The sequence below is a fragment of the Bradyrhizobium sp. AZCC 1678 genome (genome assembly GCF_036924765.1).
GTDB lineage: Bacteria > Pseudomonadota > Alphaproteobacteria > Rhizobiales > Xanthobacteraceae > Bradyrhizobium > Bradyrhizobium algeriense.
The window spans coordinates 3,117,110-3,143,306 of the sequence record NZ_JAZHSE010000001.1; the positions used below are offsets into that span (position 1 = coordinate 3,117,110).

At 63.2% G+C, this 26,197-nt stretch carries 22 protein-coding genes; 14 read left to right on the top strand and 8 right to left on the bottom strand.

The window, feature by feature from the left end:
* Nucleotides 1–3: 3 nt before the first annotated feature.
* The gene (locus tag V1294_RS14810) at nt 4–888 is read right to left on the bottom strand and encodes a LysR family transcriptional regulator (protein WP_334498084.1); all 885 of its coding nucleotides are present in this window, start codon (nt 886–888) and stop codon (nt 4–6) included.
* A gap of 801 nt (nt 889–1,689) precedes the next feature.
* Nucleotides 1,690–2,151 (bottom strand): Lrp/AsnC family transcriptional regulator, encoded by a 462-nt coding sequence (locus tag V1294_RS14815; protein ID WP_334498087.1) that lies wholly within the window; start codon nt 2,149–2,151, stop codon nt 1,690–1,692.
* 137 nt (nt 2,152–2,288) lie between these two features.
* Between V1294_RS14815 and V1294_RS14820 the strand changes: the two genes are divergently transcribed.
* The 3 genes from V1294_RS14820 (at nt 2,289) to bla (ending at nt 7,482) form a co-directional block, all read left to right on the top strand.
* Nucleotides 2,289–4,655: a transketolase gene (locus V1294_RS14820; protein ID WP_334498089.1), complete on the top strand. Its 2,367-nt coding sequence runs from the start codon at nt 2,289–2,291 to the stop codon at nt 4,653–4,655.
* A 363-nt stretch (nt 4,656–5,018) separates the two neighbouring features.
* A complete protein-coding gene (locus V1294_RS14825; protein ID WP_334498091.1) occupies nt 5,019–6,449 on the top strand; it encodes an aldehyde dehydrogenase family protein in 1,431 nt (476 codons plus the stop codon).
* Nucleotides 6,450–6,591: 142 nt separating this feature from the next.
* A complete protein-coding gene (gene bla / locus V1294_RS14830) occupies nt 6,592–7,482 on the top strand; it encodes a subclass B3 metallo-beta-lactamase (RefSeq protein ID WP_334498094.1) in 891 nt (296 codons plus the stop codon).
* Nucleotides 7,483–7,506: 24 nt separating this feature from the next.
* Here the strand turns inward: bla and V1294_RS14835 are convergent, their stop codons facing one another.
* Complete coding sequence (locus tag V1294_RS14835) at nt 7,507–8,475, bottom strand: SMP-30/gluconolactonase/LRE family protein (RefSeq protein ID WP_334498095.1); 969 nt, start codon at nt 8,473–8,475, stop codon at nt 7,507–7,509.
* 93 nt (nt 8,476–8,568) lie between these two features.
* Between V1294_RS14835 and V1294_RS14840 the strand changes: the two genes are divergently transcribed.
* The gene (locus tag V1294_RS14840) at nt 8,569–9,393 is read left to right on the top strand and encodes an NAD-dependent epimerase/dehydratase family protein (RefSeq protein ID WP_334498097.1); all 825 of its coding nucleotides are present in this window, start codon (nt 8,569–8,571) and stop codon (nt 9,391–9,393) included.
* A gap of 9 nt (nt 9,394–9,402) precedes the next feature.
* Here the strand turns inward: V1294_RS14840 and V1294_RS14845 are convergent, their stop codons facing one another.
* A complete protein-coding gene (locus V1294_RS14845) occupies nt 9,403–10,083 on the bottom strand; it encodes a GntR family transcriptional regulator (protein WP_334498099.1) in 681 nt (226 codons plus the stop codon).
* A complete protein-coding gene (locus tag V1294_RS14850) occupies nt 10,080–11,087 on the bottom strand; it encodes a Gfo/Idh/MocA family protein (protein WP_334498101.1) in 1,008 nt (335 codons plus the stop codon). Before V1294_RS14850 ends, V1294_RS14845 begins: the two co-directional genes overlap by 4 nt.
* Nucleotides 11,088–11,256: 169 nt before the next feature.
* Between V1294_RS14850 and V1294_RS14855 the strand changes: the two genes are divergently transcribed.
* Nucleotides 11,257–12,963, top strand: a complete 1,707-nt coding sequence (locus tag V1294_RS14855) for an IlvD/Edd family dehydratase (protein WP_334498103.1) — start codon at nt 11,257–11,259, stop codon at nt 12,961–12,963.
* A gap of 177 nt (nt 12,964–13,140) precedes the next feature.
* Here the strand turns inward: V1294_RS14855 and V1294_RS14860 are convergent, their stop codons facing one another.
* Nucleotides 13,141–13,938 (bottom strand): enoyl-CoA hydratase/isomerase family protein, encoded by a 798-nt coding sequence (locus V1294_RS14860; RefSeq protein ID WP_334498106.1) that lies wholly within the window; start codon nt 13,936–13,938, stop codon nt 13,141–13,143.
* A gap of 269 nt (nt 13,939–14,207) precedes the next feature.
* Between V1294_RS14860 and V1294_RS14865 the strand changes: the two genes are divergently transcribed.
* Nucleotides 14,208–15,428, top strand: a complete 1,221-nt coding sequence (locus V1294_RS14865) for an NAD(P)/FAD-dependent oxidoreductase (protein WP_334498108.1) — start codon at nt 14,208–14,210, stop codon at nt 15,426–15,428.
* A gap of 54 nt (nt 15,429–15,482) precedes the next feature.
* Here the strand turns inward: V1294_RS14865 and V1294_RS14870 are convergent, their stop codons facing one another.
* Both V1294_RS14870 and V1294_RS14875 read right to left on the bottom strand, forming a co-directional pair.
* The gene (locus V1294_RS14870; protein ID WP_334498110.1) at nt 15,483–16,397 is read right to left on the bottom strand and encodes a ribokinase; all 915 of its coding nucleotides are present in this window, start codon (nt 16,395–16,397) and stop codon (nt 15,483–15,485) included.
* Nucleotides 16,398–16,418: 21 nt separating this feature from the next.
* Nucleotides 16,419–17,312, bottom strand: coding sequence for a sugar kinase (locus V1294_RS14875; protein WP_334498112.1), 894 nt, complete (start codon nt 17,310–17,312; stop codon nt 16,419–16,421).
* A 234-nt stretch (nt 17,313–17,546) separates the two neighbouring features.
* Between V1294_RS14875 and V1294_RS14880 the strand changes: the two genes are divergently transcribed.
* The 8 genes from V1294_RS14880 (at nt 17,547) to V1294_RS14915 (ending at nt 26,187) form a co-directional block, all read left to right on the top strand.
* A complete protein-coding gene (locus V1294_RS14880) occupies nt 17,547–18,806 on the top strand; it encodes a Glu/Leu/Phe/Val family dehydrogenase (RefSeq protein ID WP_334498114.1) in 1,260 nt (419 codons plus the stop codon).
* Complete coding sequence (locus V1294_RS14885) at nt 18,803–19,651, top strand: VOC family protein (RefSeq protein WP_334498116.1); 849 nt, start codon at nt 18,803–18,805, stop codon at nt 19,649–19,651. The genes V1294_RS14880 and V1294_RS14885 overlap by 4 nt, the downstream gene beginning before the upstream one ends.
* 122 nt (nt 19,652–19,773) lie before the next feature.
* Nucleotides 19,774–20,481, top strand: a complete 708-nt coding sequence (locus tag V1294_RS14890; RefSeq protein ID WP_334498119.1) for a TetR/AcrR family transcriptional regulator — start codon at nt 19,774–19,776, stop codon at nt 20,479–20,481.
* A gap of 253 nt (nt 20,482–20,734) precedes the next feature.
* Nucleotides 20,735–21,544 carry an ABC transporter permease gene (locus V1294_RS14895; protein ID WP_334498121.1) on the top strand — a complete coding sequence of 270 codons (810 nt, stop codon included), beginning with the start codon at nt 20,735–20,737 and terminating at the stop codon, nt 21,542–21,544.
* A gap of 58 nt (nt 21,545–21,602) precedes the next feature.
* On the top strand, nt 21,603–22,601 hold the full coding sequence (locus V1294_RS14900; protein WP_334482584.1) for an ABC transporter substrate-binding protein: 999 nt from the start codon (nt 21,603–21,605) through the stop codon (nt 22,599–22,601).
* Nucleotides 22,602–22,775: 174 nt separating this feature from the next.
* On the top strand, nt 22,776–23,624 hold the full coding sequence (locus V1294_RS14905; protein WP_334482582.1) for an ABC transporter ATP-binding protein: 849 nt from the start codon (nt 22,776–22,778) through the stop codon (nt 23,622–23,624).
* Nucleotides 23,625–23,635: 11 nt separating this feature from the next.
* On the top strand, nt 23,636–25,039 hold the full coding sequence (locus V1294_RS14910) for a hypothetical protein (RefSeq protein WP_334498124.1): 1,404 nt from the start codon (nt 23,636–23,638) through the stop codon (nt 25,037–25,039).
* Complete coding sequence (locus tag V1294_RS14915; protein WP_334498126.1) at nt 25,036–26,187, top strand: Gfo/Idh/MocA family protein; 1,152 nt, start codon at nt 25,036–25,038, stop codon at nt 26,185–26,187. Before V1294_RS14910 ends, V1294_RS14915 begins: the two co-directional genes overlap by 4 nt.
* The last annotated feature ends 10 nt before the right edge of the window (nt 26,188–26,197 follow it).

The following is a 26,197-nucleotide window of genomic DNA, read 5'->3' on the forward strand; positions in this document are numbered from 1 at the left end:
GTCCTAAAGCAGATCGGTCTTCAGGCTGCTCGTCAGAAAATCGACGAACCGCTGGACGCGTTCCAGCGGCGCCCGCGTCGGCGGCCAGACGAGCTGGATCGGCATGCCCTCGGTTTCAAATTCCGGCAGCACGATTGCAAGCGCACCCTGCGCGACGAGATCGTTGATTTGCCATAGTGGTAGCAGCGCAAGGCCGGTGCCTTCGCTCGCGGCCGCGCGGATCGAAGCGGCGCTGTTCGAACGAAAGCGACCATGCACCTTGACCGACTGGAGCTGGCCGTCGATGCGAAACGGCCATTTGTCGATTACGTCAGTGGCGGCCCGCAGAATGCAGGCGTGCTGTTCGAGATCGTTTGGGTGCTTCGGCCGGCCGTGTTCGGCGAAATAGGATGGCGCGCCAACGATAACGACGCGCAGTGAATGCAATCGACGCGCAATCAGGGATTCATCCATGGAGTCACCGATGCGCACGGCAATATCGAGGCCGTCGGCAACGAGATCGGCCTGCTCGTCGGAGGCCCGGAGTTCGACATCCACATTGGGATAGAGATTTAGAAATCGGCTGACGATCGGCGCCACATAGGATGACGCAAACAGGATGGGCGCACCGACTTTCAACGGACCAGAAATTTCGCCGCGCAGGTTGGCCGCCTCGGCCCGCGCTTCGATGATCGCTGCAACCGCCGGCTTGATGCGCTCGTAGAACACCCGGCCGGCCTCGGTCGGTTCCGATCGCCGCGTGGTGCGTTTCACGAGTTCGACGCCGAGGGCGCGCTCCAGCGTCATCAGCGACCGGTTGAGGGACTGCAACGGGCGCCGAAGATGCCGTGAGGCCGCCGCCTGGCTGCCCTTCTCGATAACAGCCAGGAAGGCTTCGAGGTCGTCCAACCGTTCCAATTCGATATACCGCGTCTGATATACCGCCCCTCGGGATGGTGGAGCGAGCAAGCAGCAATTGCAAGGTCCCACGATTGCTGCGAACTGATTTGCTTTGCGCGCAAGCACAACTTCGTGCAGCGGTCTGCGACAAACTGGCACGACGGGCAAATCAGTCAAAACCTGTCCAGTCCTCTTTGCAAAAATATTCCGCTTTCGTTCTCACCCAAATCACTCGCATAACTCCGCCCGTCTCACGGCAGATGAGGGGCGCTCGCGATCGTCACGAACGTGCAGTGAGATGCGATGGACGCAGAAGGCGCGCTAGACGTACGCGCCTGATGCGTACGGCGAAGTCGTGTGGTTCGGGCGCCGCGGTGCTGGCGCTAAGTTGGCGGTTGCGCATCGATCCTATTGGATCGAGCGCGGTGTCCCGCCGGCGATGGTGGCAAGAAAGCCGTTCACCAGGAAGAGCACGAAGTAAGCCGTAAAGCCATTGCGCAGGGAAGGCCGGAATGCTCCCGCTGCCCTGTATGCTCGTGTGCAGTTTTGTTTGTGCAAATCGCACGCGAGACCGCGGGTGCAGCAAGCACCCGGTCTTCCCTGCGCCCTCTGACAAAGAGGGCAGGAAGTCGATAGCAAACCTCGGGCGCCATGCGCCGCGAGATCGCGAAACTGTATCAAGGTCATTGCGAGCCAACGGGTCGGCGCGAAGCGCCGCCCGATGACAGGCTCCGCGAAGCAATCCATGCATCCGTTATGCCGTGAAATGGATTGCTTCGCATCGCTCGCAATGGCGTGGAGAGTGTCGTGTCACACCGGCAGCGCGATCGAATACTTCACCTGGCTCAGCGCAAAGCTCGACTCGATCGAGGCAATACCATCCAGCCGTGTCAGCTTGTTTTTCAGAAATGCTTCATAGGAGGAGAGATCGGCGGCGACGACGCGCAGGAGATAGTCGCGGTTGCCGGTCATCAGGTAGCATTCCAGCACCTCGTCCCATTTCGAAATCGCTTTCGCAAACCGGTTGAGGTCCTCTTCCTTCTGCCGCGCCAGCTTGATCGAGATGAAGACGCTGACATGGAGCCCCAACGACTTCTGGTCGACGGTCGCGATGTAGCGCGTGATGACGCCGCGCTCTTCCAGAAGCTTGACCCGGCGATGGCAGGGCGACACGGACAGGCCGACCTTGTCGGCGAGCTCCTGCATGGTCATGCGGCTGTCGGATTGCAGCAGGCCGAGAATCTTGCGGTCGATGGCGTCGAGGGGAGGCATTGGGATGAACTCTTGGCTTGGAGGGCGTTTGTGGGAAATTATCCCAATATTGGGCGGTATGTCGCAGGAAATTGAGAAATTTGGCACCTCGCCGCCCGCTAAAATCGGCGCATACTGATCCTGTCCGGAGCATGGCTATGCCCATCGAGCCCGCACGCCTCGAACTGTTGTCCGCGCTGGCGGCTAAGGTCCTCTGGCTGTCGTCGTGGATGATCCATCACGCCAATCACGTCAGGCCGAATGTCGATGGTCTGAAGGTCGGCGGCCATCAGGCCTCGTCCGCCTCGCTCGCCAATATCATGTCGGCGCTGTATTTCTCGGTGCTCCGTCCGCAGGACCGCGTCGCGGTGAAGCCGCATGCGAGCCCGGTGTTCCACGCCATCCAGTATCTGTTCGGCCATCAGGCCTGCGAGAAGCTGGAGAATTTCCGCGGCTACAAGGGCGCGCAATCCTATCCCTCGCGCACCAAGGATGCCGACGACGTCGATTTCTCCACCGGCTCGGTCGGTCTCGGCGTCGCGCAAACCCTGTTCTCCTCGCTGGTGCAGGACTATGTCACCGCGCATGGCTGGATGAAGGATCGGCCCGAGGGACGGATGATCGCGCTCGTCGGCGATGCCGAGATGGACGAGGGCAACATTTTTGAGGCGCTGCTGGAGGGCTGGAAGCACGGCCTGCGCAACACCTGGTGGGTGGTGGATTACAACCGCCAGAGCCTCGATGCCGTCGTGCGCGAAGGGCTGTGGGCGAAGTTCGAGAGCATGTTCCGAAATTTCGGCTGGGAGGTCGTGATCGTGAAATACGGCCGCCTGATGCAGGCGGCGTTCGCCGAACCCGGCGGCGAAGCTTTGCGGCGTTGGATCGATAATTGCCCGAACCAGATGTATGCGGCGCTGTGCTTCCAGGGTGGTGCCGCCTTCCGCAAGCATTTGCAGGACGACATCGGCGATCAGGGGCAAATATCGCAACTGATCGATCGTCGCAGCGACGACGAACTGCTGGCATTGATGTCCAATCTCGGCGGCCACGACATGGCCAGCATGATCGAGGCCTTTGAAGCCATCGATCACGACCGGCCCGTCTGCTTCATCGCCTACACCATCAAGGGTGTCGGCCTGCCGATGCAGGGCCACAAGGACAATCATGCGGGCCTGATGACGGTCGCGCAGATGGAGAAGTGGCGCGCCGCGCAGAACATCCGTCCTGGCCATGAATGGGACAGGTTCGAAGGCTTGTCGCAGCTGCCGGCCGAGCTCGAAGCATTTCTGACGGCAGCGCCCTTCAACCAGGAAGGCCGCCGCCGTCTCACTGCGCCCGTGATCGACGTTCCGCAACAGCTCGCCTTCAAGCCGGCGGCGCAGATGTCGACCCAACAGGGCTTTGGGCTGGTGCTCAACGAGCTCGCGCGCGGCGACAGCGAACTGGCCGCGCGGATCGTCACCGCGTCGCCCGATGTCACCGTCTCGACCAATCTCGGCGCCTGGGTCAACCGCCGCGGCTTGTTTGCCAAGGCCGAGAACCACGATCTGTTCCGGCAGGAGAAAATCCCGTCGACCTTCAACTGGGATTATTCGCCCAGGGGTCAGCATCTGGAACTCGGCATTGCCGAGATGAACCTGTTCATCATGCTCTCGGCGCTGGGGCTCTCGCATCAGATCAATGGCGAACGGCTGTTGCCGGTCGGCACGCTCTACGATCCCTTCATCGAGCGCGGCCTCGATGCGCTGAACTACGCCTGCTATCAGGACGCCCGCTTCATGGTGGTGGCGACGCCGTCCGGCATTACGCTGGCGCCGGAGGGCGGTGCGCATCAGTCGATCGCCACGCCGCTGATCGGCATGGCGCAGGATGGGCTGGCCTCGTTCGAACCGGCCTTTGTCGATGAACTTGCCGTGATCATGGGATGGGGTTTTCGCCACATGCAGCGCGAAGCCGGCGAGGGCGGTTCCGTGTACTTGCGGCTATCGACCCGCACGCTGGACCAGCCGCAGCGCATCATGGCGCCGGAGCTGCAGAGCGACATCACCGAGGGCGCCTACTGGCTGCGCCAGCCGGGGCCGAACTGCGACATCGTGATCGCCTATACCGGCGCGGTGGCGCCGGAGGCGATCGAGGCGGTGGGCTTCATCGGCGAAAGCCACCGCGACGTCGGTTTACTGGCGGTAACCTCGGCCGACCGGCTGCATGCCGGATGGTCCGCCGCGCGGAATTTGCGGCGCGACCGCCGTGGCATCCAGTATCTCAGCCATGTCGAAAAGCTGCTGGCGCCGTTACCGCGTGATTGCGGCATCGTGACCGTGATCGACGGCCATCCGGCCGCGCTCGGCTGGCTCGGCAGCGTGCGCGGCCACCGCCTCGAGGCGCTCGGCGTCGAGCAGTTCGGCCAGACCGGTACAATTGGCGACCTCTACCGCCACTACGGCATCGACGCCAACGCCATCATCGATGCAGCGGAAAGCCTGACCGTCGGCGCGCCGGTGCGGCACCGCAAGATGGCGGTGTGATCTTGTTTACCCGCCCCTGGAGGGGGCGGGTCGACGAACATCTTGCGAAGCGAGATGTTCGTCGGGGTGGGGTGACGGTCTCTCCACGTCCAACAGTGCCCGCGCGGAGAGACCGTCACCCCACCTCGGTTCGCATTGCATGCGAACCGATCCACGAGCGAGCTTCGCTCGTCTCGGACCCCTTCAGGGGAGGATACGAAGAACGCCGCACCTTGCCACCGTCGCGCCGGTGATCTTATATCCAGCGCCTGCCGCATCGCGGCACCCCGCATATGGCGGGTTCAACTGCCCTGGCTTTCGTGCAAGGATGCCTGCCGAACGCTACCGTTCCCCCTCCATTGCTCCGAGATAAAGAGGTTTCCGATGGTCAATCGCATGCAATTCTACATCGATGGCGCCTGGGTCGATCCGGCCGTCAAGAAGTCCACGCCCGTCGTCAATCCGGCGACCGAAGAAGCGATGTACGAAGTTGCGCTCGGCTCCAAGGCCGACCTCGACAAGGCCGTGGCCGCCGCCAAACGCGCCTTCGTGACCTATTCGCAGACCAGCCGCGAGGAGCGCATCGCGCTGTTCGAGAAGATCATCGAGATCTACAAGACCCGCATGAAGGACATCGGCGCCGCCGTGTCCGACGAGATGGGTGCGCCGCTGCCGATGGCCGAACGCCTGCAGGCCGGTGCCGGACTTGGCCACATCGCCTCCACGCTCGAAGTGCTCAAGAACTATCATTTCGAGGAAAACGTCGGCACTGCCGTCGTGGTGCGTGAGCCGGTCGGCGTCATCGGCATGATCACGCCGTGGAACTGGCCGCTCAACCAGATCGCCTGCAAGGTCGCGCCCGCACTCGCCGCCGGCTGCACCATGATCCTCAAGCCCTCGGAATTCACGCCGACCTCGGCGTTGATCTTCGCCGAAATCCTGCATGAAGCGGGCGTGCCGAAGGGCGTGTTCAACCTGCTCAACGGTCTCGGGCCCGAAGTCGGCGCCGCGATGGCCGAGCATCCTGATATCGACATGATCTCGTTCACCGGCTCGACCCGCGCCGGCGTCGACGTCGCCAAGCGCGCGGCGCCGACGGTGAAGCGCGTCAGCCAGGAACTGGGCGGCAAGTCGCCGAACGTCATCCTCGAAGGCGCCGACCTCACCAAGGCCGTCACCGGCGGCGTGATGCACATGTTCAACAACTCCGGACAGTCGTGCAACGCGCCGTCGCGGATGATCGTGCCGCTGTCGAAGATGAAGGAAGTGGCCGCCATCGCCAAGGGCGTCGCCGACAAGACCAAGGCGGGCGATCCGCGCGCCGAAGGCACCACCATCGGCCCGGTCGTGTCGCGCATCCAGTGGGACAAGATCCAGGCGCTGATCAAGAAGGGTATCGATGAAGGCGCGACCCTCGTCGCCGGCGGTCCCGGTCTACCCGAAGGCGTCAACAAGGGCTTCTATGTGCGCCCGACTATCTTCGCCGACGTCACCAACGACATGACGATTGCCCGCGAAGAAATCTTCGGACCCGTGCTGACCATCATCGGCGCCAAGGATGAAGCCGATGCGGTGAAGATCGCCAATGACACGCCCTATGGTCTCGCCGGTTACGTCTCCGGCGATACGGTGGAAAGCGCGCGCCGCGTGGCCCGCCAGATCCGCGCCGGCAACATCAACCTGCAGGGCGTGCCGAACGACCGCACCGCGCCGTTCGGCGGCTACAAGCAGTCCGGCAACGGCCGCGAGTGGGGCAAGTACGGCCTTGAAGAATATCTCGAGGTGAAGGCGGTCGCCGGCTACAACGCCGCGTAAATTGATGCGGCGCTCGCGCCGATCGTGAAAGATGCCGGCTGCTGAAAAGCGGCCGGCATTTTTTTGACCAGAATCATCGTCAGGCTAAGACACGTCGATGCCGACACGGCGACGATGCAACAAGAAAAGACGGAGGATGCCCGTGAAGAAAATCGTCGTTGCGCTCGTCGCGCTGCTGCCGCTTGCCGGGACAGTGCAGGCCCAGACCGTCAAGGATCTGCTTGAGACGCTCAAGGTAAAGTGGAACACACCAACCGAGCCGTTCAAGATGATCGGCAACGTCTATTATGTCGGAACCGACGGCCTGGCATCCTACGTGATCACGTCGCCGCAGGGCCATATCCTGGTGGATACGGTGATGCCGGAGGCAACGTCGCAGATCAAGGCGAACATCGAGAAACTGGGCTTCAAGATCACCGACATCAAATACCTCGTCAACACCCATGCGCATATCGATCACACCGGCGGCCTTGCCGAATTGAAGCAGGCTAGCGGTGCCCAGATGGTCGCGGGCGAAGCCGACAAGCCGTTGCTCGAAGGCGGCTACTATCCGGGCGCGCAGGAAGATACGGCGCTCAATTTTCCGCCGGTGAAGGTGGATCGCATGGTGCGCGAAGGCGATAGGGTCAAGATAGGTGACGTCACGCTGACCGCCCGCGAAACCCCCGGTCATTCGCCGGGCTGCACGAGCTGGGAATTCTCCGTCAGGGATGGCGACGCAACGCGATCCGTCCTCATTTTCTGCAGCGGCACCGTGGCGCTGAACCGCCTCGTCCCCAACCCGACCTATTCCGGGATCGTCGCCGACTACCGGAAGACGTTTGCACGGGCGAAGGACATGAAGGTGGATGTGCTGCTCGCGCCGCATCCGGAAATGTACAGGATGCAGGACAAGCGTGCCCTGATCTCGGATGGCGCGCCCAATCCATTCGTCAATCCCGGCGAGTTCAACGACTATGCCGCGACGCTGGAGAAGGCGTTTGAAGACGCGCTCGCCAAGCAGACCGCCGACGCACAGGAAAAGAAGGGGTGAGGCGGCGCTGAAGGGCGCGCGGACCTATCCTCCCGGTGCGCCCTGCGTGTTCACGTACAGCGCGTAGATCGACTGGCTCGCGGCCATGAACAGGCGGTTGCGCTTCACGCCGCCGAAGCAGAGGTTGGCGCAGCGTTCGGGTAGCGCGATGCGGCCGATCATCACGCCATCGGGGGCGAACACGACGACGCCGTCGAGTTCGGGATCGCCCATGCCCCAGCCGCACCATAGGTTGCCGTCGATATCTATTCGAAAACCGTCCGGCGTGCCTGGTCCGGCATCGACAAACACGCGCTTGTTGGAAAGCTTGTCGCCGGAAGGCGAGACGTCATAGGCGAGGATCTTGCGGTTCGGCACGCCGCGCGACTCGATGACATAGAGGATTTTTTCGTCGGGCGAGAAGGCGAGCCCGTTGGGCCCGAGAATGCCTTCGGCGACGATGGTGGCCTTTCCGGTCGCGCCGTCGATCCGGTAGACGTTCATGTCGATCTCGGGCTCGGCCTTGTAGCCCTCGTAATTGCCGAGCAGGCCGAATACCGGGTCGGTGAACCAGATCGAGCCGTCGGATTTCACGACCACATCATTGGGCGAATTCAACCGCTTGCCGTCGAAGGAATCCATCAGCACCGTGATCGATCCGTCATATTCGGTGCGGGTGACGCGGCGGCCGCCGTGCTCGCAGGTGACCAGCCGTCCCTGACGGTCGCGGGTGTTGCCATTGGCGAAGTTGGAGGGCTTGCGGAAGATGCTGACCGCGCCGGTCTCCTCTTCCCACTTGAGGATACGCTGGTTCGGAATGTCGCTGCAGAGCAGATACCGCCCGTCGCCGAACCACACCGGCCCCTCGGCCCAGCGCAGGCCGGTGGTCAGCCGCTCCACTGCCGACAGCTTCAGCCAATATTTCTCAAAGCGCGGATCGAATGCATGGATGGCCGGATCGGGATAATAGGTGGCTGGGCGCCAGCCGGCTGAGTGCGATGCTGCATCGGACATTTGCTGTTCTCGTTATTGCGTTCCCTGAGCGTTTGAGTTTGCTATCATTCCCGGCTAATGACCGCAAATCGGTCGAGAGATAAGAGGAACGAAATGCCACGCATATTGATGACCGGCGCCGCCGGCGGGATCGGCACATCCTTGCGCAAGCTGCTGCCGCCGATCTATCCGGACCTGCTGCTGAGCGATCTGAAGGCGCCGGCCGATCTCGGCAAGGACGAGAAATTCAAGGCGGCCGATCTCGCCGACATGTCGCAGGTCGAGGCGATCTGCGAAGGCGTCGACGGCATCCTGCATTTCGGTGGTTATTCGGTCGAAGGGCCCTGGGATTCGATCCTGCAGTCCAACATCATCGGCGGCTACAACCTGTTCGAGGCCGCGCGGAAAAAGGGCGTCAAGCGCGTGGTGTTCGCCTCGTCGAACCACGCAGTCGGCTTCTACCCGCGCCACCACCGCATCGGCACCGACGTCACCGCGCGTCCCGACAGCCGCTATGGCGTCAGCAAGGTGTTCGGCGAAGCGGTCGGTGCGCTCTATGCCGACAAGCACGGGCTTGGTGTCACCTGCATCCGGATCGGCAATTTCGGCGAGATGCCGCTCGATCATCGCCGCCTGTCGATCTGGCTGAAGCCGGAAGATCTGGTGCAACTCTGCCGCATCGGGCTCGATCATCCCGATATTCATTTCGAGATATTCTACGGCGCCTCTCATAACGAGCGCGCCTGGTGGGACAACCATCGCGCCTATGAGCTCGGCTACCGGCCGACCGGCCGCGGAGAGGACTTCCGCGAACACGCCATGGCCGAGCAGGCCAAACTGAAGCCGGATCCGGTCGGCGATTACTACCAGGGCGGCACGTTCTGCAGCATGGAGTTCGACGGCGACAAAGACCGCATCGTGGACTGGAGCAAGCGCTAGCGCTTGCCCTCATCCACTGGCAATGCGGCCGAGATAGTCCGACTTGCTGTACTGCATGTGATCGACGCAGAGCTGCGCCAGTGCCCAGCTGTCGCGGCCCTTCAATAGCTCGATCATCAATTCGTGCTGGCGGCGGGATAGCGCCAGCCCCTCTTTGTCGGCGAGATTCTTGGCGCGCATCGGCAGCGTCAGGTTCATGTAGTCCTGCAGCGAACGCACCAGATACAGGTTGCCGCAGGCGCAAAACAGCGCGACGTGAAAGGCGTCGTTGGCCTCGTGGATGCCGCGCAAATCCTGCGCATCGGCCCTGGCGCAGTATTGCCGCTGCAATTCGTTCAACTGCTCGATCAGGCTGGCGGGAGCGGGCAGGGCGATCATCAGTGCCGCCTGCCGCGCCAGCATTTCACGCACCTCGTAGATCTGGCGCACTTCCTCGGCCGAATAGAACCGCACCGTGGCGCCGATGTTCTTCTCGCGCAGCACGATGCCCTGGCGTTCGAGCTGGAATAGCGCCTGACGGACGAAATGCCGGCTGGCGCCGTAGCGCTGCATCAGCGTATCTTCGACCAACCGCGAACCCGGCGCGAAGCGGCCGAAGATGATGTCCTCTTCCAGCCGGCGGATGACCTCGGCCTGCTCCTCCTCACGCGTCGGCGAGGAAATCTCGGTCAACGATTCCTGGGGCTTCATCGCAAAGCCTCCCAGCCGGACAGCCGATAGCAATCCTCGACCAGCCGCAAGGTCTCGAGATTGTCCTGCGGTGCCGTCTCGAAGGGCGAGGCGTCGCGGAGCGATTTCACGAAATGCGCGATCGTCCGGTTGTAGGACTCCTGGTATTCAGTGGCGAGATCGTAGTTCTGCTCGCCGGGAGATTCGCCCGAGCATGTCAGCGATGGCCCATCGAGTTTGATGGCGCCCTTGTCGCCGAGAATCTCCAGCCGGTCGACCTGCACGGCTGGATGCCCATGGGCGGCGAAGCTTGCAAAGACAACGACGCCCGCGCCGTTGGCGGTTCGAAGCTGGATCACCGCGCCGTCCTCGCCGACGAGTTGCTCACTCGAGCGCGAGAGCTGCGCCGCGGTCACCTGCAGCGGCCCGAGCAGCATGCGCAGCGTATCGAGATGATGGATCAGCACCTCCGCGACCAGCATGCGCCGTTCACCACGCATGAAGGGCTGCCGCTCCAGCGCCGGGCAAAGTCCGTCCGAGCCCGGCAACACGCCCGACGTCAGCAGTGTCAATTGTGCCTGCTTGACGTTGCCGATGCGTCCCTCACGCAGCCATGCCGCGGCATCCCGGTAATAGCCGCGAAAGCGCCAGTTCTCATGCACCATCAGGCGCGTCAGGTCCTCGACCTCTGCGGCGAGGTCGGTTGCCTCCTGCAGGTTGGGCGCGAGCGGCTTTTGGCAAAGTACGGGCAATCGCTTAGCGGCAGCGAGCCGCACCAGCGGCGCGTGCATTTCGCGGGGAGCTGCGATATCGATGGCGTCAAGTTCGGCTGCCGCCAGCATCTCTTCGGCACTGGCGTAGGTCTGCGGGATTTCGAACTCGTTCGCGCGCCGCGTGGCATTTTCGCTGGAGGGATCGGTGACCGCCACGACGCGGGCTTGATCTGATATGCTCGCCCAAGCGATGAGATGATGACGGCTCACCATGCCGGCGCCGATCAGGCCAATGCGCAATGGTTGGTTCATGGACACACGGTTCCGATCATGGCCGGGAAGTCAGCACGCGTTCGCATTATTGTCAATAATATCGCGCTGGATGCGGCAAGAAGCGCCGCATCCGCGCCAAATAATCAAACATTGACAATAATCCGGCGCACTTCTTAAGTGGGCGTTCACGACGACAGGAAGCAAGAAAATGGCCGACGGACTTCGCAAGGGACTGACGAGTTATGGCGATGCTGGCTTCTCGCTGTTCCTGCGCAAGGCCTTCATCAAGGCGATGGGTTATTCGGATGATGCGCTGAACCGGCCGATCGTCGGCATCACCAATACCTACAGCGACTACAATCCCTGTCACGGCAACGTTCCGCAGATCATCGAAGCGGTGAAGCGCGGCGTGATGCTGTCAGGCGCGATGCCGATGGTGTTCCCGACGATTTCCATCGCCGAGAGCTTTGCGTTTCCGACCTCGATGTATCTGCGCAATCTGATGGCGATGGACACCGAGGAGATGATCCGCGCCCAGCCGATGGACGCCGTGGTCGTGATCGGCGGATGCGACAAGACCTTGCCGGCGCAGATCATGGCCGCCGTCAGTGCCGACCTGCCGACCGTCGTTATTCCGGTGGGGCCGATGGTGGTCGGGCATCACAAGGGCGAAGTTCTGGGGGCGTGCACGGATTGCCGGAGGCTGTGGGGAAAATATCGCGCCGGCGAAATTGACGACATTGAAATCGAAGCCGTCAACGGCCGGCTCGCGCCGTCGGTCGGCACCTGCATGGTGATGGGCACCGCCTCGACCATGGCATGCATCACCGAGGCGCTCGGTCTGTCGCTGCCGATGAGCGCGACGATCCCGGCGCCGCATGCCGAGCGTTTTCGCTCGGCGGAGGCGAGCGGCAGGGTAGCGGCCGTGATGGCCAAGGCCAAGGGACCAAAACCCAGCGAATTGCTGACGCAGGCCTCATTCCAGAACGCGCAAGTGGTACTACAGGCGATCGGCGGCTCGACCAACGGGCTCATTCATCTGACGGCGATTGCCAACCGCACCAAACACCGCATCGATCTCGAAGCGTTCGACAAGCTCGGCCGCGAGGTGCCCGTGTTGATCGACCTGAAACCGTCAGGCGAGCATTACATGGAGCATTTTCATCATGCCGGCGGCGTGCCGAAATTGATGGCGCAACTCGGCGATCTCATCGATCTCGATGCCAAAACCATTACGGGGCAGACGCTGCGCGAGGTCGTCGCCGACGCCGAGGAGGTGCCGGGGCAAGACGCCATCCGTCCGCGCGACAATCCGATCAAGAGCGAAGGCGCGATGGCGGTGCTGCATGGCAACCTGGCGCCGCGCGGCGCGGTCATCAAGCAATCGGCGGCAAGCCCGAAACTGCTGCAGCATACCGGGCGTGCGGTGGTGTTCGAATCCGTCGAGGACATGACGCTGCGGGTCGACGATCCCGATCTCGACGTCAACGCCGATGACGTGCTGGTGCTGCGCAATGCCGGCCCCAAGGGTGCGCCCGGAATGCCGGAGGCGGGCTATCTGCCGATCCCGAAGAAACTCGCGCGTGGTGGGACCAAGGACATGGTGCGGATATCCGACGCACGCATGAGCGGCACCGCGTTCGGCACCATCGTGCTGCACATCACGCCGGAATCCGCCGTGGGAGGTCCGCTGGCGCTGGTGAAGAACGGCGACATGATCTGTCTCGATGTCGCGAAACGCAGCATCGATCTGCTGGTCGACGAGGCGGAACTGGCGAAGCGCCGCGCGGCGCTGGCTCCGGCCGTCGCGCCCGATTGGGCCAGGCGCGGCTACGCGCACCTGTTCAACGAGACGATTCTGCAGGCCGACGAGGGCTGCGACTTCGATTTCATGCGCGGGCAGGGGAAGGACTAAGCGATCAGAACCGCCGTCGTCGCTGCGAACGCAGGGACCCATACGCCGCGGCCTCAGTTGCGTTGGGAGACGTCAGCCATCTTGCCTTTATCGATAGGACAACGCGGTATGGGTCCCTCCGTTCGCAGGGACGACGGCGAAGAATGCTAGTTCTCTTCCCCAACGCTCCACGTCGTCTCACTTCGACTTGCTGGTGAACTTCTTCACCGCGACGCGGAAGTCGTCGGTCTGCATGGCGTCGATGATCTTCGCTTCCTCGGCATCGAGTTGCTGCCTGGTCGGTGTAACCGCGGCCTGATAGACCAGCGACTTGGTGCCGGCGATCGCCGCGGGCGGATTCTGCGCCAGCCGTTCGGCGAATTTGCGCGTCTCTGCCTTCAACTCTGCCGCTGGAACGACGCGGGCGACCAGACCCCACTCATAGGCCTGCTGCGCGGTAAAACTGTCTTCGGCCAAAAATATCTGCAACGCGCGGCGGGTGCCGACGGTGCCGACCATGCCGACCGTGCTGCCGCCGTCCGGCGAGACGCCGATCTTGGCATAGGCCGGTGTGAAGCGGGCGTCGTCGGCGGCAATGCAGAGATCAGCGACGAAGGCCAGCCCCATGCCGGCACCGGCGGCGGAGCCGTGGACGCTGGAGAGCACGATCTTCGGCATCCGCCGCACCGTCTCGATAAAGGCGTGGTAGTGCTTCAGCAACTCGCCGACCACGGGCGCGATGGTATCGTTGGCGGCGGCAGCGCCGATGGTCTGCAGATCGCCGCCGGCCGAGAAGGCACGGCCTTCGCCCGCGATGACAAGCACGCGGATATCGTCGTTGCCCTCGACCTCGCGGCCTAGCTGCTCGAGCTTTTGCGCGATCGACAGATTGATGGAATTGAAGGCCGCGGGCCGGTTCAGGGTGATGGTGGCAATCGGACCCTCGATCCGGAGCAGGGCAGGGGCGCTGGCGGCGGTATCATCTGACGTCGGCATGGCTGGGCCTCGGCTCGGAACGGAGGCCAGCATTTAAATAGCAGAAGGTAAGAGGTGACAATCCCCGGCCAAGCCTGCAAAATGCCTGGCAATCCTTCCCCCTGGGCGATGGCGCTCTTGCGTCTGTTCGCGCCATGAGGTCAGATAGGGCCTGTCATCGTTCGGAACGGACACGAGCGCCGCTTCCAAGGGACGAGACAGGCAAGCCAAAATCAGTGGAGAGGAAACGACATGGGTCATTCCCGTGCGCTCGAACGTAGGATGTTCCCATGACGGCAGGACCGGTTGTCATCATTGGCGCGGGCCACGCGGGCTTTCAGCTTGCGATGTCGCTGCGCCAGCACGGCTTTTCCGAACGCATCGCGCTGTTGAACGATGAAGGCCATCTGCCGTACCAGCGGCCGCCGCTATCCAAGGCCTACCTGAAGGGGACCGGCGGACCCGACAGCCTGATGTTCCGCCCGGAAAAATTCTATCATGACCAGACCATCGATCTGATCGCAGGTCGCGCGGTATCGATCGACCGCGCCGCGCGCAAGGTGCGGCTCGCCTCCGGCACTTCGCTCGATTACGGCCATCTCGTGCTGGCGACCGGTGCGCGCAATCGCCTGCTCGACATTCCCAATGCCAATCTCGACAGCGTGCGCTATCTGCGGACGCTCGACGAGAGCCAGTCCCTGCGGGACTACATTGGCCCGGGCCAGCGCGTCGTCGTGATCGGCGCCGGATTTATCGGCCTCGAATTTGCCGCGACCGCGCGGGCCAAGGGCCTCGAAGTCGACGTCATCGAGCTCGCGCCGCGGGTGATGGCGCGCGCGGTGACCGCGGAAATCTCGGAGTACTTTCAATCGCGGCATATCTCGGCCGGTATCCGGATTCATCTCGGCGTACAGGTCACCAGCATCGAGAGCGACGGCAGCAAGGTTACCGGCGTCAGCCTCAGCGACGGGCGGCATATCAAAGCCGATCTGATCGTGGTCGGCGTCGGCGTCCTGCCCAATGTCGAACTGGCGGCGGAGGCAGGGCTGAAGGTCGCGGCCGGCATCGTGGTCGACGAGCATTTGCTGACCTCCGATCCGAACATCTCGGCGATAGGCGATTGTGCGCTGTATGCGAGCCCGCGGTTCGGCGGCTCGCTGCGGCTGGAGTCGGTGCAGAACGCCACCGACCACGCGCGCTGCGTCGCGACCCGGCTCACTGGCGATGCCAAGCCCTATGACGGCTTGCCCTGGTTCTGGAGCGATCAGGGTCCCGACAAGCTGCAGATGGTGGGACTGACCACCGGCTATGATCGCGTGGTGGTGCGCGGCGATCGCGCGCAGGGGGCGTTCTCGGCGTTCTGCTACAAATCCGGGCAACTCGTCGGCATCGAGTCCGTCAATCGCGCCGGCGACCACATGTTCGGCCGGCGCCTGCTTGCCGCCCACGGATCGATCACGCCGGAGCAGGCGGCGGATGCGAGTTTTGATTTGAAGCGCGCGCTGACATAAGTCGGTAAGCGGAGCGCGAGCACGTAGCCCGGATGGAGCGAAGCGAAATCCTCGCTACGGGTGCAGGGCGTCCGCCACCTCGGCCGCTGTCGGCATCGACGGCGCGGCGCCCATTCGCTGCACGCAGATCGATGCGGCGGCATTGGCGTATTCGAGCGCGTCGCGGATCGCCTTTCCATTGGCAAGCTGGGCTGCGAGGGCGCCGACAAAGCAATCGCCAGCGCCGGTGGTGTCCACCGCCTTCACGGCACGCCCCGCAATCAGCGAGGGCTCGCCGCCCCTGAGCGCGAGCACGCCGCGCTTGCCCAGCGTGACGCAAATGGTCTTGTCGGCACCGGTCGGCAGGCGCCGCGCTGCTTCAATGAAACGTTCGGGGGCGTCGGTATCGGCCAGCGCAGTGCCGGCGATAAACCCGAGCTCGGTCTCGTTGAGGATCATGATGTCGACGAGTTCGAGCAATTCCGGCCCGCAGGCCGTCGCCGGCGCCGGGTTGAGGATGGTGGTCGCCCCGGCCGCGCGCGCCCGTTTGAAGAAGGCGCCGATCGTCGCTTGCGGAATTTCGAACTGGCTGACGGCGACGTCGCCTTTGGCCAGCACGGGGGCGGCGACATCCTCGGCACTGACCAGCGCATTGGCGCCGGGCACAACGACGATGGTGTTGTCGGCGTCGGCGATGGTGATGATGGCCGTCCCGCTATGGATCCCGGCGATGTCCTTGACGAGCGCGAGGTCGACGCCTTGCGCGACGAGGAACGTCCGCAATTGCTGCCCGAAGGCATCTCGGCCCAGCCGGCCGATCAGCGCGGTTGTTGCACCCAGCTTCGCCGCGGCGACCGCCTGGTTCGCACCCTTGCCGCCCGGAAAATAATGCACGGCGTTGCCGGCGACGGTCTCGCCGACCTTCGGATGCCGGTCGGCGGTTGCCACCACATCCATGTTGATGCTGCCGGCGACGAAGACGCGTCCCATGCGTTACCCCTGCTTCGCCGGTCAGGCGCTCTGCCGAAACTCCTGCTTGACCGCGTCGATATCGCCGAGCGACGGCAGGCCGGCCTCGTTGCCGAGGCGCTGGATCTTGTAGGTCGAGGCGGCGCGCGCAAACTCGAAATGATCCTGCCAGCTTTTAGCGGGATGGCTGAGATAAGAATAGACATAGGCGCCGTGGAAAACGTCGCCTGCGCCATTGGTGTCGATCACGCGGTCGCGCGGGATCGGCAGCGCGGGCAGGCGGCGGATCGCGCCGGTCTCGTCATACCAGAGCAGGCCTTGCTCGCCCATGGTGACGCCGCCGACCCGGCAGCCGCGGCTCTTGAGATAGTCGAGCATGGCGTCCGGCGTCTTGTCCATCTGCTCGCACAGCCGTTCGGCAACGATGGCGACGTCGATGAATTCCAGCAGCTCGTGGGTGTTGGTGCGCAGGCCGCCGCCATCGAGCGACGTCAGAATGCCGTCCTCGCGGCAAAGTTTGGCATAATGGATTGCGGCGTCCGGCTGGTGGCCGTCGATGTGCAGCGCGCGGCAGCCCTTCAAGTTCAGCATCGGGAAGGGATGGATGTGCTCGTCGTCGCGGCAGCGCACGATGGCGCGTTTGCCGTCTTTCGGCATGATGAACGACAGCGAGGAGGAGTTGACCTTGCGCGGATGGATCGAGATTCCGTATTTCGCGCTCATGTCCTGAAACATGCGGCCGAGCCAGTCGTTCGCCACCGTTGCGATCAGGTCGGGCACGATGCCGAGTTTGGCGCAGCAGAATGCCGCGGTGACGGCGTTGCCGCCAAACGACACCGCATAGGCGGACGCCACATGTTTTTCGTCGCCGGTCGGCATGTGGTCGGTGATGAAGGTAACATCGATATAGGTCTGTCCGATGAAGAGAGCCTGCATTCGTTTTCCGTCATGAGCTGATGGGTGGTCCCGGCCCGGCGCCGCTACATTAGCACCGGTTATCGGATGCATTCGCTGAAATTATTCGCAACCGTGCCGTCTTTGCAGCTTGAGATGGGAGTATGAGGAGACTACGACCGTTCTTAGACTAGTCCTTGGGGCTATCGCCAGCATCCGCCGATAACGGCGAACCGCTGCCTGGGGTTCCTGACGGTGCAACAAAAGGGGGCAAGGATGACCGTTTATTCCGGTCCGGTGTTCGACATGGCTGTTAACCAGTTCGGTGTCATCGCCAACCATCTCGAAATCCCGATGGACGAGCGCGACCGCATCCTGATGCCGAAGCGGGCCATCACAATCTCCTGTCCGATCCACCGCGATGACGGCACGGTCGCGGTATTCGAAGGCTACCGGGTGCAGCACCACCTCACGCTGGGCCCGACCAAGGGCGGCACGCGATTCGCGCCCTCCGTTGACATCGGCGAGGTCGCAGCTCTTGCGATCTGGATGAGCTGGAAATGCGCGCTGGTCGGGTTGCCCTATGGCGGCGCCAAGGGCGGCGTCAATGTCGATCTCTCCACCATCTCCAAGCGCGAGCTGGAGGCGCTGTCGCGGCGCTACATGCAGGAGATGATTCCTTTCGTAGGCCCGCATACCGACGTGATGGCGCCTGACATGGGCACCAATGAGCAGGTGATGGCCTGGTTCATGGACACTTATTCGATGTACCAGGGCCGCACCGTGACCGAGATTGTCACGGGCAAGCCGGTATCGTCGGGCGGCACGCTCGGCCGGCGCGAAGCGACGGGGCGCGGCGTCGCCTATCTTGCCAGGCGCGTGCTGAAGGAGCTGTCGGTCAATCCAGGCACCGCGACCGCTGTCATCCAGGGCTTTGGCAATGTCGGCTCCTATGCGGCGCTGGAGCTGCATCAATACGGGTTGAAGATCATCGCCGTCAGCGATCACACCGGCGCGCTGCACGATCCGGCCGGGCTCGATATTCCCGCGCTGATGCGGCACGCCAGCACGCATGGCAGCATCGCCGGTTTCTCGAACCAGTTGGCCTTCGATCCCGAGCAAATCCTGACGCTGGCCTGCGACGTGCTGGTGCCGGCGGCGATGGAGCGGGTTATCGATGCCAGCGTCGCGGAAAATCTCAAATGCCGCGTGCTGGCCGAAGGCGCCAACGGCCCGACCACGCCGGAGGCCGATCTGGTGCTGGAGAAGCGCCAGGGCGAAGTGTTTTTGATCCCCGACATCCTCTGCAATTCCGGCGGCGTGGTGGTCAGCTACTTCGAATGGGTGCAGGATTTACAACAATTGTTCTGGGAGGAAGAGGAGGTGACGCGGCGCGAATACGCCATCCTCGATCGCGCCTTCGACAGCATGTTGACGCGTGCCAAGGCGGACAATATCCCGCATCGTACAGCGGCGATGGCGATCGGGGTGGAGAAGGTCCGCGCCGCCAAGAACACGCGAGGCCTGTTCCCGTGATTACCGGCCTCGATCACGTCGTCGTTCTCACCGGCGATATCAATGCGGCCTCCACCGCTTACCAGACCTTGTTTGCCCGTGCGCCGGCCTGGCAGAACAGCGGCGAGGGCGCTGACCGTGTCCTGTTTACGCTCGACAACACGACGCTGGAATTGATGGCGCCGAGTGGCGAGGGCGCCAATGCGGAGCGTATTCGCGCTGTGCTGGCTGCGCAGGGCGAGGGGCTCGCAAGCGTCTGCTTTCGAACCAGCGACATCGCCAGGATGCATCGCAGGCTTGAGCGGCTCACTCTGAAGCCGGACGCGATTGCCGACGTCGAAAGCCAGGACGCGATCTCAGGTGCGATGCTGTCATGGAAGCGCACGCGCGCGGCAACGGAGGCCACGCGCGGCGTCCGCCTGTTCTTCCTCGAGCGCGACAAGGAGCGACCGCTGTCGGTGCGAACCACGACCGGATCGATCACGGCGATGGATCATGTCGTGGTCTCGACGTCGGACCCCGAGCGGGCCGCAGCCCTCTATGGCGCGCGGCTCGGCCTCGACATGGCGCTCGATCGTTCGCACCCGGATTGGGGGCGGCTGATGTTCTTTCGCTGCAGCGACTTGATTGTCGAGGTCACCCACCGGCCGGGGAGACAGGCCGATACATCGCAGGACCGGCTGCGCGGCCTGTGCTGGCGCGTCTCCGACATCGACGCCACCCACGCGCGGCTGGCTCAGGCCGGCGTCGACGTCTCGGAAGTCCGCACCGGCCGCAAGCCGGGGACGCGGGTCATGACGGTGCGCAGCGGGACGTGCGGCGTCCCGACGCTGCTGGTGCAGCCGTCCGTGGGGAAGGACGCGTGAGGCGAGGTTCACCCTCCCCTGGAGGGTCCCTCCAGGGGAGGGTGGGGAAACGCGGCGCGATTCGTTCTCAAATCGCGCCATGCGTGCTACAGCAGACATCATGTGTCTACCGGGCGATTGATTTGGCAAAGGCAAAACGCGTTCAGAAATGGCAGCGCGACCCCGAGGGGATGCGGCTTCGCATTCTCGAGGCCGCCAAGCAGGAATTCGCCGCCCACGGCCTGGCCGGCGCACGCGTCGACCGCATCGCGGCCAATGCCGGCGCCAACAAGCGCATGCTGTATTACCACGTCGGCAACAAGGAAAACCTCTACCTCGCGGTGCTCGAAGGCGCCTATGAGAAAATCCGTTCCGAGGAGCGCGGGCTCGATCTCGAACATCTCGATCCGCCCGAGGCGATCGAACGGCTGATCGACTTCACCTGGAACTACTTCCTCCGCAACCCGGAATTTCTGGCGCTGCTCAACACCGAAAATCTCGCCAAGGCGCGCCATCTGAAGCGCTCGACCAAGGTCAAATCGATGCATTCGCCGTTCGTCGAGATGATCCGCACGGTGGTGACGCGCGGCGTCGAAAGCGGCGATTTCCGCGTCGCGGTCGATCCGGTCCAGCTCTACATTTCGATCGCAGCGCTGTGCTTCTTCTACCTCTCCAACAGCGCCACGCTTTCGGTGATCTTCGGCCGCGACCTCCTGAAGAAGGAGGCGAGGGACGAGCGCCTCGCCCACATGGTGGCGCTGGTGCTGGCGGCGCTGACGGGCAAATCGACGGCGGATTTCGGCAAGCCGGCATTGCCCGGCGTGCGAGCACCGGCGCATCAGCCGGTTTAGCTGTCGTTCCTGCGAAAGCAGGAACCCCGAGCGTGAGCGCAATTGCGCTCATCGCGGCGCCGCGGCCCCGCGGCCCCTCGAAGTCAGGCGGTAGTCTTTGATCCTGCAGTAACAATTGACGCCGGTGGCTATGGGTTCCTGCGTTCGCAGGAACGACCGCGGGAGTGCAAATTGCCGCACGAAAACCCGCTTGCCAGTATTTATCCAACGGGTTAATTTCTACCCAGAAAAGACGATCATCAGGGAGCGGGACGTGGCGGAGCTGAAGCGCGAGAGTGGCTTGTCGAAAGCGCTGAACGCGGCGTGGGTGCGGCCGTTTTTGTTCCTGCTATTCATTGTGGTGGCCTGGGATCTGACCATCCGCCTGTTCCGGATTCCCGCCTACCAGATCCCCGCGCCCGGCGATGTCGTGGCCGTGCTGTGGACCGATTGGCCTGAGCTGCTTCGGCAAGCCTGGCCCACGACCTACGCCACCCTCTGTGGCTTCCTGCTGTCGGCGATGTTCGGCATTCCCGTCGCCATGCTGATTGCGGGATCGAAAACGGTGGAAAGCTACGTCTATCCGCTCCTGGTGTTCTCGCAATCCGTGCCGAAGATCGCGATCGCGCCGCTGTTCGTGGTGTGGTTCGGTTTCGGCATTATCCCGAAAGTGATTTCGGCGTTTCTGCTCGGGTTTTTCCCGGTCGTCGTGTCCGCCGTGCAGGGCTTCAAGTCGGTCGACCCTGACATGGTAGATCTCGCGCGCGCGATGCAGGGCAGCCGCTTCCGCGTATTTTGCGCCGTCAACCTGCCGCATGCGATGCCCGCGATCTTCTCCGGGCTGAAGGTCTCCATCACGCTCGCCGTCGTCGGCGCCGTGGTCGGCGAATTTGTCGGCTCCAATTCCGGCATCGGCTATGTGCTGCAGCGCTCGATCGGCACCTTCGACCTGCCGACGATGTTTGCAGCTCTCGTGATTCTCGCGCTGCTCGGCGTGGTCCTGTTCTGGGCCGTCGACCGCATCGAACGCCTCGTGATCCCCTGGCATGTCAGCCAGCGCGAGGACATCATTTTTGCTTCGTAACCCAAACCAGAAAGCGACCCGCCTCAAGGGCCGCACCAACACCACCGGGAGGAAGACCATGATACGAACGATAGCGGCGATCTCCGCCGCCTTGATCTGGACCGCGCTTTCAGTGCTGCCCGCATCGGCCGCCGACAAGGTCGTGCTGATGCTGAACTGGTACGTCTATGGCGAGCACGCGCCGTTCTATTACGGCAAGGCCAAGGGCATCTATGCCGCCGAGGGCATCGACCTCGAAATCCAGGAAGGCCGCGGTTCGGCGGCGACCACGCAGGCCGTGGCGGCCAAGACCGCCAATTTCGGTTATGTCGACGTGCCCACGATGATGCGCGCGGCGGTGAAGGGTGCGCCGATCGTCGCCACCGGCGTGCTGCTGCAGACCAGCCCGATGTCGGCGATGGGCTTTGTCGAAAAGAACATCAAGAAGCCCGAGGACATCAAGGGCAAGACGGTGGCGATCACGCCCGCCGATTCCATGACGCAGATCTGGCCCTTGTTCCTGAAGAAGACCGGCCTGAAGGAAAGCGACTTCCAGACAGTGGCCGGCGATGGCCAGACCAAGCTGAACGCCGTCATCAACGGCCAGGCTGACCTTCTGCTCGGCTATGTCATGGACCAGTCGATGAAGATCAAGGACGCCACCGGCAAGGACGTCAACGCCATCAAGTTCGCCGACTACGGCATCAACATGGTCTGCTCGGGCGTCGTCGCGAATACCGATTTCGTCAAGGCCAACGCCGATCTGGTCAAGCGCTTCATGTCGGCGACCACGAAGGCGGTTGAAGCCGCCGAGAAGGATGCCAAGGGAGCGGCGCAGTCGATCCTCGACGCCAACCCGAAGGGCGGCAAGATCGAGACGCTGACGCAAGGCTTTGAACTGACGATCCCGCTCTACCGCACGGCTGAAACCAAGAACAAGCGGCCGTTCCAGGTGACCGACCAGAACATGACCGACACGGTCAACCTGATGGTCGAATATGGCGGGCTGGATGCCAAGGCCAAGGATAATCCGAAAGCGTTTTACACCAACGACTACCTGCCGCAGGGCGGTTCGTGAGGGGCCTTTGAAGATTCTATCGTCGTCCCCGCGCACGCGGGGACCCATAGCCACCGGCCTGCGTTGTTGCAGAAGGTCTCTTCCCCGTGTCCGAACGAAAGGACACGGCGTTTGGGTCCCTGCGTTCGCAGGGACAACGGGCTGTGGGAGACTCTCCCAAATGGAATCAGCTGAATGAATCCCGCGACCAAACAAACCAACGCCGAGCAGCCAGGCGCGCATCTGCGCCTGGTGTCGGATCGCGCTGGCGGCGCCGCGCCCGGCATCACGCTGTCCGGCGTCTCAAAAACCTATCGCTCGCGCGACGGCGATGTGCCGTCGCTGCGGCCGCTGGATTTCCACATCAACGAGGGCGAGTTCTTCGTCGTGGTCGGTCCATCCGGCTGCGGCAAGTCCACGCTGCTGAAGATGATCTCCGGTCTGCTGGCGCCGTCGACCGGCGAAATCCTGGTCGAAGGCGAGCAAGTCACAAAACCGCACGGCAATGTCGGGATCGTGTTCCAGAACGCGCTGCTGCTGCCCTGGCGCAACATCCTGTCCAACGTGATGTTGCCGATCGACATGAAGAAATTGCCACGCGACGAATATTTGCCGCGGGCAAAGGCGCTGTTGAAACTGGTCGGCCTCGAAGGCTTCGAGAAGAAGCTGCCGTGGCAATTGTCCGGCGGCATGCAGCAACGCGCCTCGATCTGCCGGGCGCTGGTGCATGATCCCAAGATCATGCTGATGGACGAGCCGTTTGGCGCGCTCGACGCCATGACGCGCGAGAAGATGAACGTCGAGCTGATGCGCATCCAGCGCGAAACCGGCAAGACCGTGCTGCTGATCACGCATTCGATCCCCGAAGCCGTGTTCCTCGCCGATCGCGTGCTGGTGATGACCGAACGTCCCGGCGCGATCGCTGCGATCTATGACGTGCCGCTGCCGCGCCCGCGCTCGCTGGATGCGATGGCCGATCCCGCCTTCACCGAACTGGTGCAGCGCATTCGCAAGCATTTTTTCACCCAAAGCGCGCTGGATTGAGAGCTGGCCTGATGTCGTATCGCTTGGCCGTAAAGGACATTGCCTTTTTTGAACGCCCGGTGACCTTTGCCCGGCCGTTCCGGTTCGGTGCAGTCGTCATCAACGCGACGCCGCAGGCTTTTGTGCGCGTCGAGATCGACGTCGAAGACAAGGGCAGGGCCATCGGCGCCAGCGCCGAGCTTTTGGTGCCGAAATGGTTCGATAAGCGGCCTCATCTTGCGCCGGAGGAAACGGTCGCGGAGTTACGCCGCTCGCTGCTGATCGCGCGCGAGCTCTATCTGGCGCATTCCGGCTTCGAGACCGCATTCGGCTTGCACGCAGCCTGCATCGGCGCGCAGGTCGAGGCTTGCGCTGCGGAGGACATCCCGCCATTGGCTGCGGCTTACGGACCGGCTGAAATCGATAAGGCGATCCTGGATGCGTTGCTGCGCTGTGCGGGGGTAAATTTCTTCGATGGCATGGCTGCCAACGTCGCCGGCATCGATGCGCGCCTGTCGCGCGATCTTGGTGACAATGACGTGTCGCAGTTTCTCGGAGGCCGCAGGCGGCTGGAGCGCGTGGCGATCAGGCACACGGTCGGCATGGATGACAAGGTCGAAGGCGAGGGCGGTGTCGCCGACCTCAGAGAAAACGCCGGGGCGCGTTATTTCAAGCTCAAGCTCAACGGCGATCCCCCGCATGACGGGGACCGCCTGAGCCGCATCGGCAGGGAACTTGCCACACTGCCCTATGATCACCGCGTCACGCTTGACGCCAACGAACAATATGCCGATCTGGCTGCCCTGGGCGCATTGGTCGATCGGCTCGAGTGCGACGCCGCGCTGCGGCCGATCGCGCAAAAGCTGCTCTATATCGAGCAGCCGATGCCGCGCGACATCACCCGCCAATCGCCGCTCGGCGCACTGGCGCAGCGTGATTTCATTGTCGACGAGGCCGACGATTCCTATGACGCGTTCCCGGTGGCCCGGGCACTCGGCTATCGCGGCATTTCGTCGAAATCCTGCAAAGGCATCTACAAGTCGGTGATCAACGCCACGCGCGCGGCAAAGTGGAGCGCAGCCGGCGAGAAATGCTTCATTGCCGGTGAGGATCTGACCTGCCAGGCGGGCCTTGCGGTGCAGCAGGATCTCGCGCTCGGCGCGCTGATCGGCGTCATCCATGCCGAACGTAACGGTCACCATTACGTCGACGGCTTTGGCGATACGCCGGCCGCCGAGGCGGAAGCGTTTCTTGCAAGCCATCCCGATCTCTACGCTCGCGACGGCGGCAAAGTTCGTCTCGCTATCCATGACGGCGATCTCCTGACGGGATCGCTGACCACACCGGGCTTCGCCACGGCCACGCATCCGGACTGGTCCGCGATGTCGCCGCTCACGCAGCCCACAGCCAGAATTCCCTTGGAGAAAGCAGTATGACGACCAAACGCCTCGGCCTGATCATGAACGGCGTGACCGGCCGGATGGGGCTCAACCAGCATTTGATCCGCTCCATCATTGCGATCCGCGACCAGGGCGGCGTGGTCCTCGCGAACGGCGACCGCATGCTGCCCGACCCGATCCTGATCGGCCGCGACGCGGATAAGGTGGAGCGGCTCGCCAAGCGCTTCAACGTCGAGCGCTGGTCGACCGATCTCGACAAGGCGCTGGCCGACAAGAGCGATACGATCTTCTTCGATGCTGCCACGACGCAGGCGCGCCCCTCGCTGCTGACCAAGGCGATCAATGCCGGCAAGCACGTCTATTGCGAGAAGCCGATCGCGACCAATCTCGATGAGGCGGTGGCGGTGCTGCGGCTCGCCAACGCCAAGGGCGTCAAGCACGGCACGGTGCAGGACAAGCTGTTTTTGCCGGGCCTGAAGAAGCTCGCTTTCCTGCGCGATTCCGGCTTCTTCGGCCGCATGCTCTCGGTGCGCGGCGAGTTCGGCTATTGGGTGTTCGAGGGCGGCTGGCAGGAGGCGCAGCGGCCGTCGTGGAATTATCGCAGTGAGGACGGCGGCGGCATCATCCTCGACATGGTCTGCCACTGGCGCTACGTGCTGGACAATCTCTTCGGCGAAGTCGAGAGCATCTCCTGTCTCGGCACCACTGATATCCCCGAGCGTTTCGACGAGAAGGGCAAGAAATACACGGCGACCGCCGATGACTCCGCCTATGCTACCTTCCGCCTCAAGGGCGGCGTGATCGCGCACATCAATATGTCCTGGGTGACGCGGGTCTACCGCGACGACCTCGTGACCTTCCAGGTCGACGGCACGCACGGCTCCGCGGTCGCTGGCTTGACCGATTGCGTGATCCAGGCCCGGCAGGCGACGCCGCGCCCGGTCTGGAATCCGGACGAAAAGCGCACCCATGATTTCTATGCCGACTGGCAGAAGGTTCCCGAAAACGTCGCCTACGACAACGGCTTCAAGGAGCAGTGGGAGATGTTCATCCGCCACGTCTGCGAGGACGCGCCCTATAAATACACGCTGCTGGAAGGCGCCAAGGGCGTGCAGCTTGCCGAATGCGCGCTGCAGAGCTGGCGCGAGCGGCGCTGGATCGACGTCGCCCCGATCAAGGTGTGAGGAGGCCCAC

What these genes read in the sequence shown, in the direction of transcription:
- V1294_RS14910 (WP_334498124.1), top strand. Translation starts at nt 23,636, where the DNA reads ATGTCGTATCGCTTGGCCGTAAAGGACATTGCCTTTTTTGAACGCCCG.
- V1294_RS14850 (WP_334498101.1), bottom strand. Translation starts at nt 11,087, where the DNA reads ATGAACCAACCATTGCGCATTGGCCTGATCGGCGCCGGCATGGTGAGC.
- V1294_RS14845 (WP_334498099.1), bottom strand. Translation starts at nt 10,083, where the DNA reads ATGAAGCCCCAGGAATCGTTGACCGAGATTTCCTCGCCGACGCGTGAG.
- V1294_RS14860 (WP_334498106.1), bottom strand. Translation starts at nt 13,938, where the DNA reads ATGCCGACGTCAGATGATACCGCCGCCAGCGCCCCTGCCCTGCTCCGG.
- V1294_RS14825 (WP_334498091.1), top strand. Translation starts at nt 5,019, where the DNA reads ATGGTCAATCGCATGCAATTCTACATCGATGGCGCCTGGGTCGATCCG.
- V1294_RS14840 (WP_334498097.1), top strand. Translation starts at nt 8,569, where the DNA reads ATGCCACGCATATTGATGACCGGCGCCGCCGGCGGGATCGGCACATCC.
- V1294_RS14875 (WP_334498112.1), bottom strand. Translation starts at nt 17,312, where the DNA reads ATGCAGGCTCTCTTCATCGGACAGACCTATATCGATGTTACCTTCATC.
- V1294_RS14870 (WP_334498110.1), bottom strand. Translation starts at nt 16,397, where the DNA reads ATGGGACGCGTCTTCGTCGCCGGCAGCATCAACATGGATGTGGTGGCA.
- V1294_RS14905 (WP_334482582.1), top strand. Translation starts at nt 22,776, where the DNA reads ATGAATCCCGCGACCAAACAAACCAACGCCGAGCAGCCAGGCGCGCAT.
- V1294_RS14915 (WP_334498126.1), top strand. Translation starts at nt 25,036, where the DNA reads ATGACGACCAAACGCCTCGGCCTGATCATGAACGGCGTGACCGGCCGG.
- V1294_RS14880 (WP_334498114.1), top strand. Translation starts at nt 17,547, where the DNA reads ATGACCGTTTATTCCGGTCCGGTGTTCGACATGGCTGTTAACCAGTTC.
- V1294_RS14835 (WP_334498095.1), bottom strand. Translation starts at nt 8,475, where the DNA reads ATGTCCGATGCAGCATCGCACTCAGCCGGCTGGCGCCCAGCCACCTAT.
- V1294_RS14865 (WP_334498108.1), top strand. Translation starts at nt 14,208, where the DNA reads ATGACGGCAGGACCGGTTGTCATCATTGGCGCGGGCCACGCGGGCTTT.
- V1294_RS14820 (WP_334498089.1), top strand. Translation starts at nt 2,289, where the DNA reads ATGCCCATCGAGCCCGCACGCCTCGAACTGTTGTCCGCGCTGGCGGCT.
- V1294_RS14900 (WP_334482584.1), top strand. Translation starts at nt 21,603, where the DNA reads ATGATACGAACGATAGCGGCGATCTCCGCCGCCTTGATCTGGACCGCG.
- V1294_RS14815 (WP_334498087.1), bottom strand. Translation starts at nt 2,151, where the DNA reads ATGCCTCCCCTCGACGCCATCGACCGCAAGATTCTCGGCCTGCTGCAA.
- V1294_RS14855 (WP_334498103.1), top strand. Translation starts at nt 11,257, where the DNA reads ATGGCCGACGGACTTCGCAAGGGACTGACGAGTTATGGCGATGCTGGC.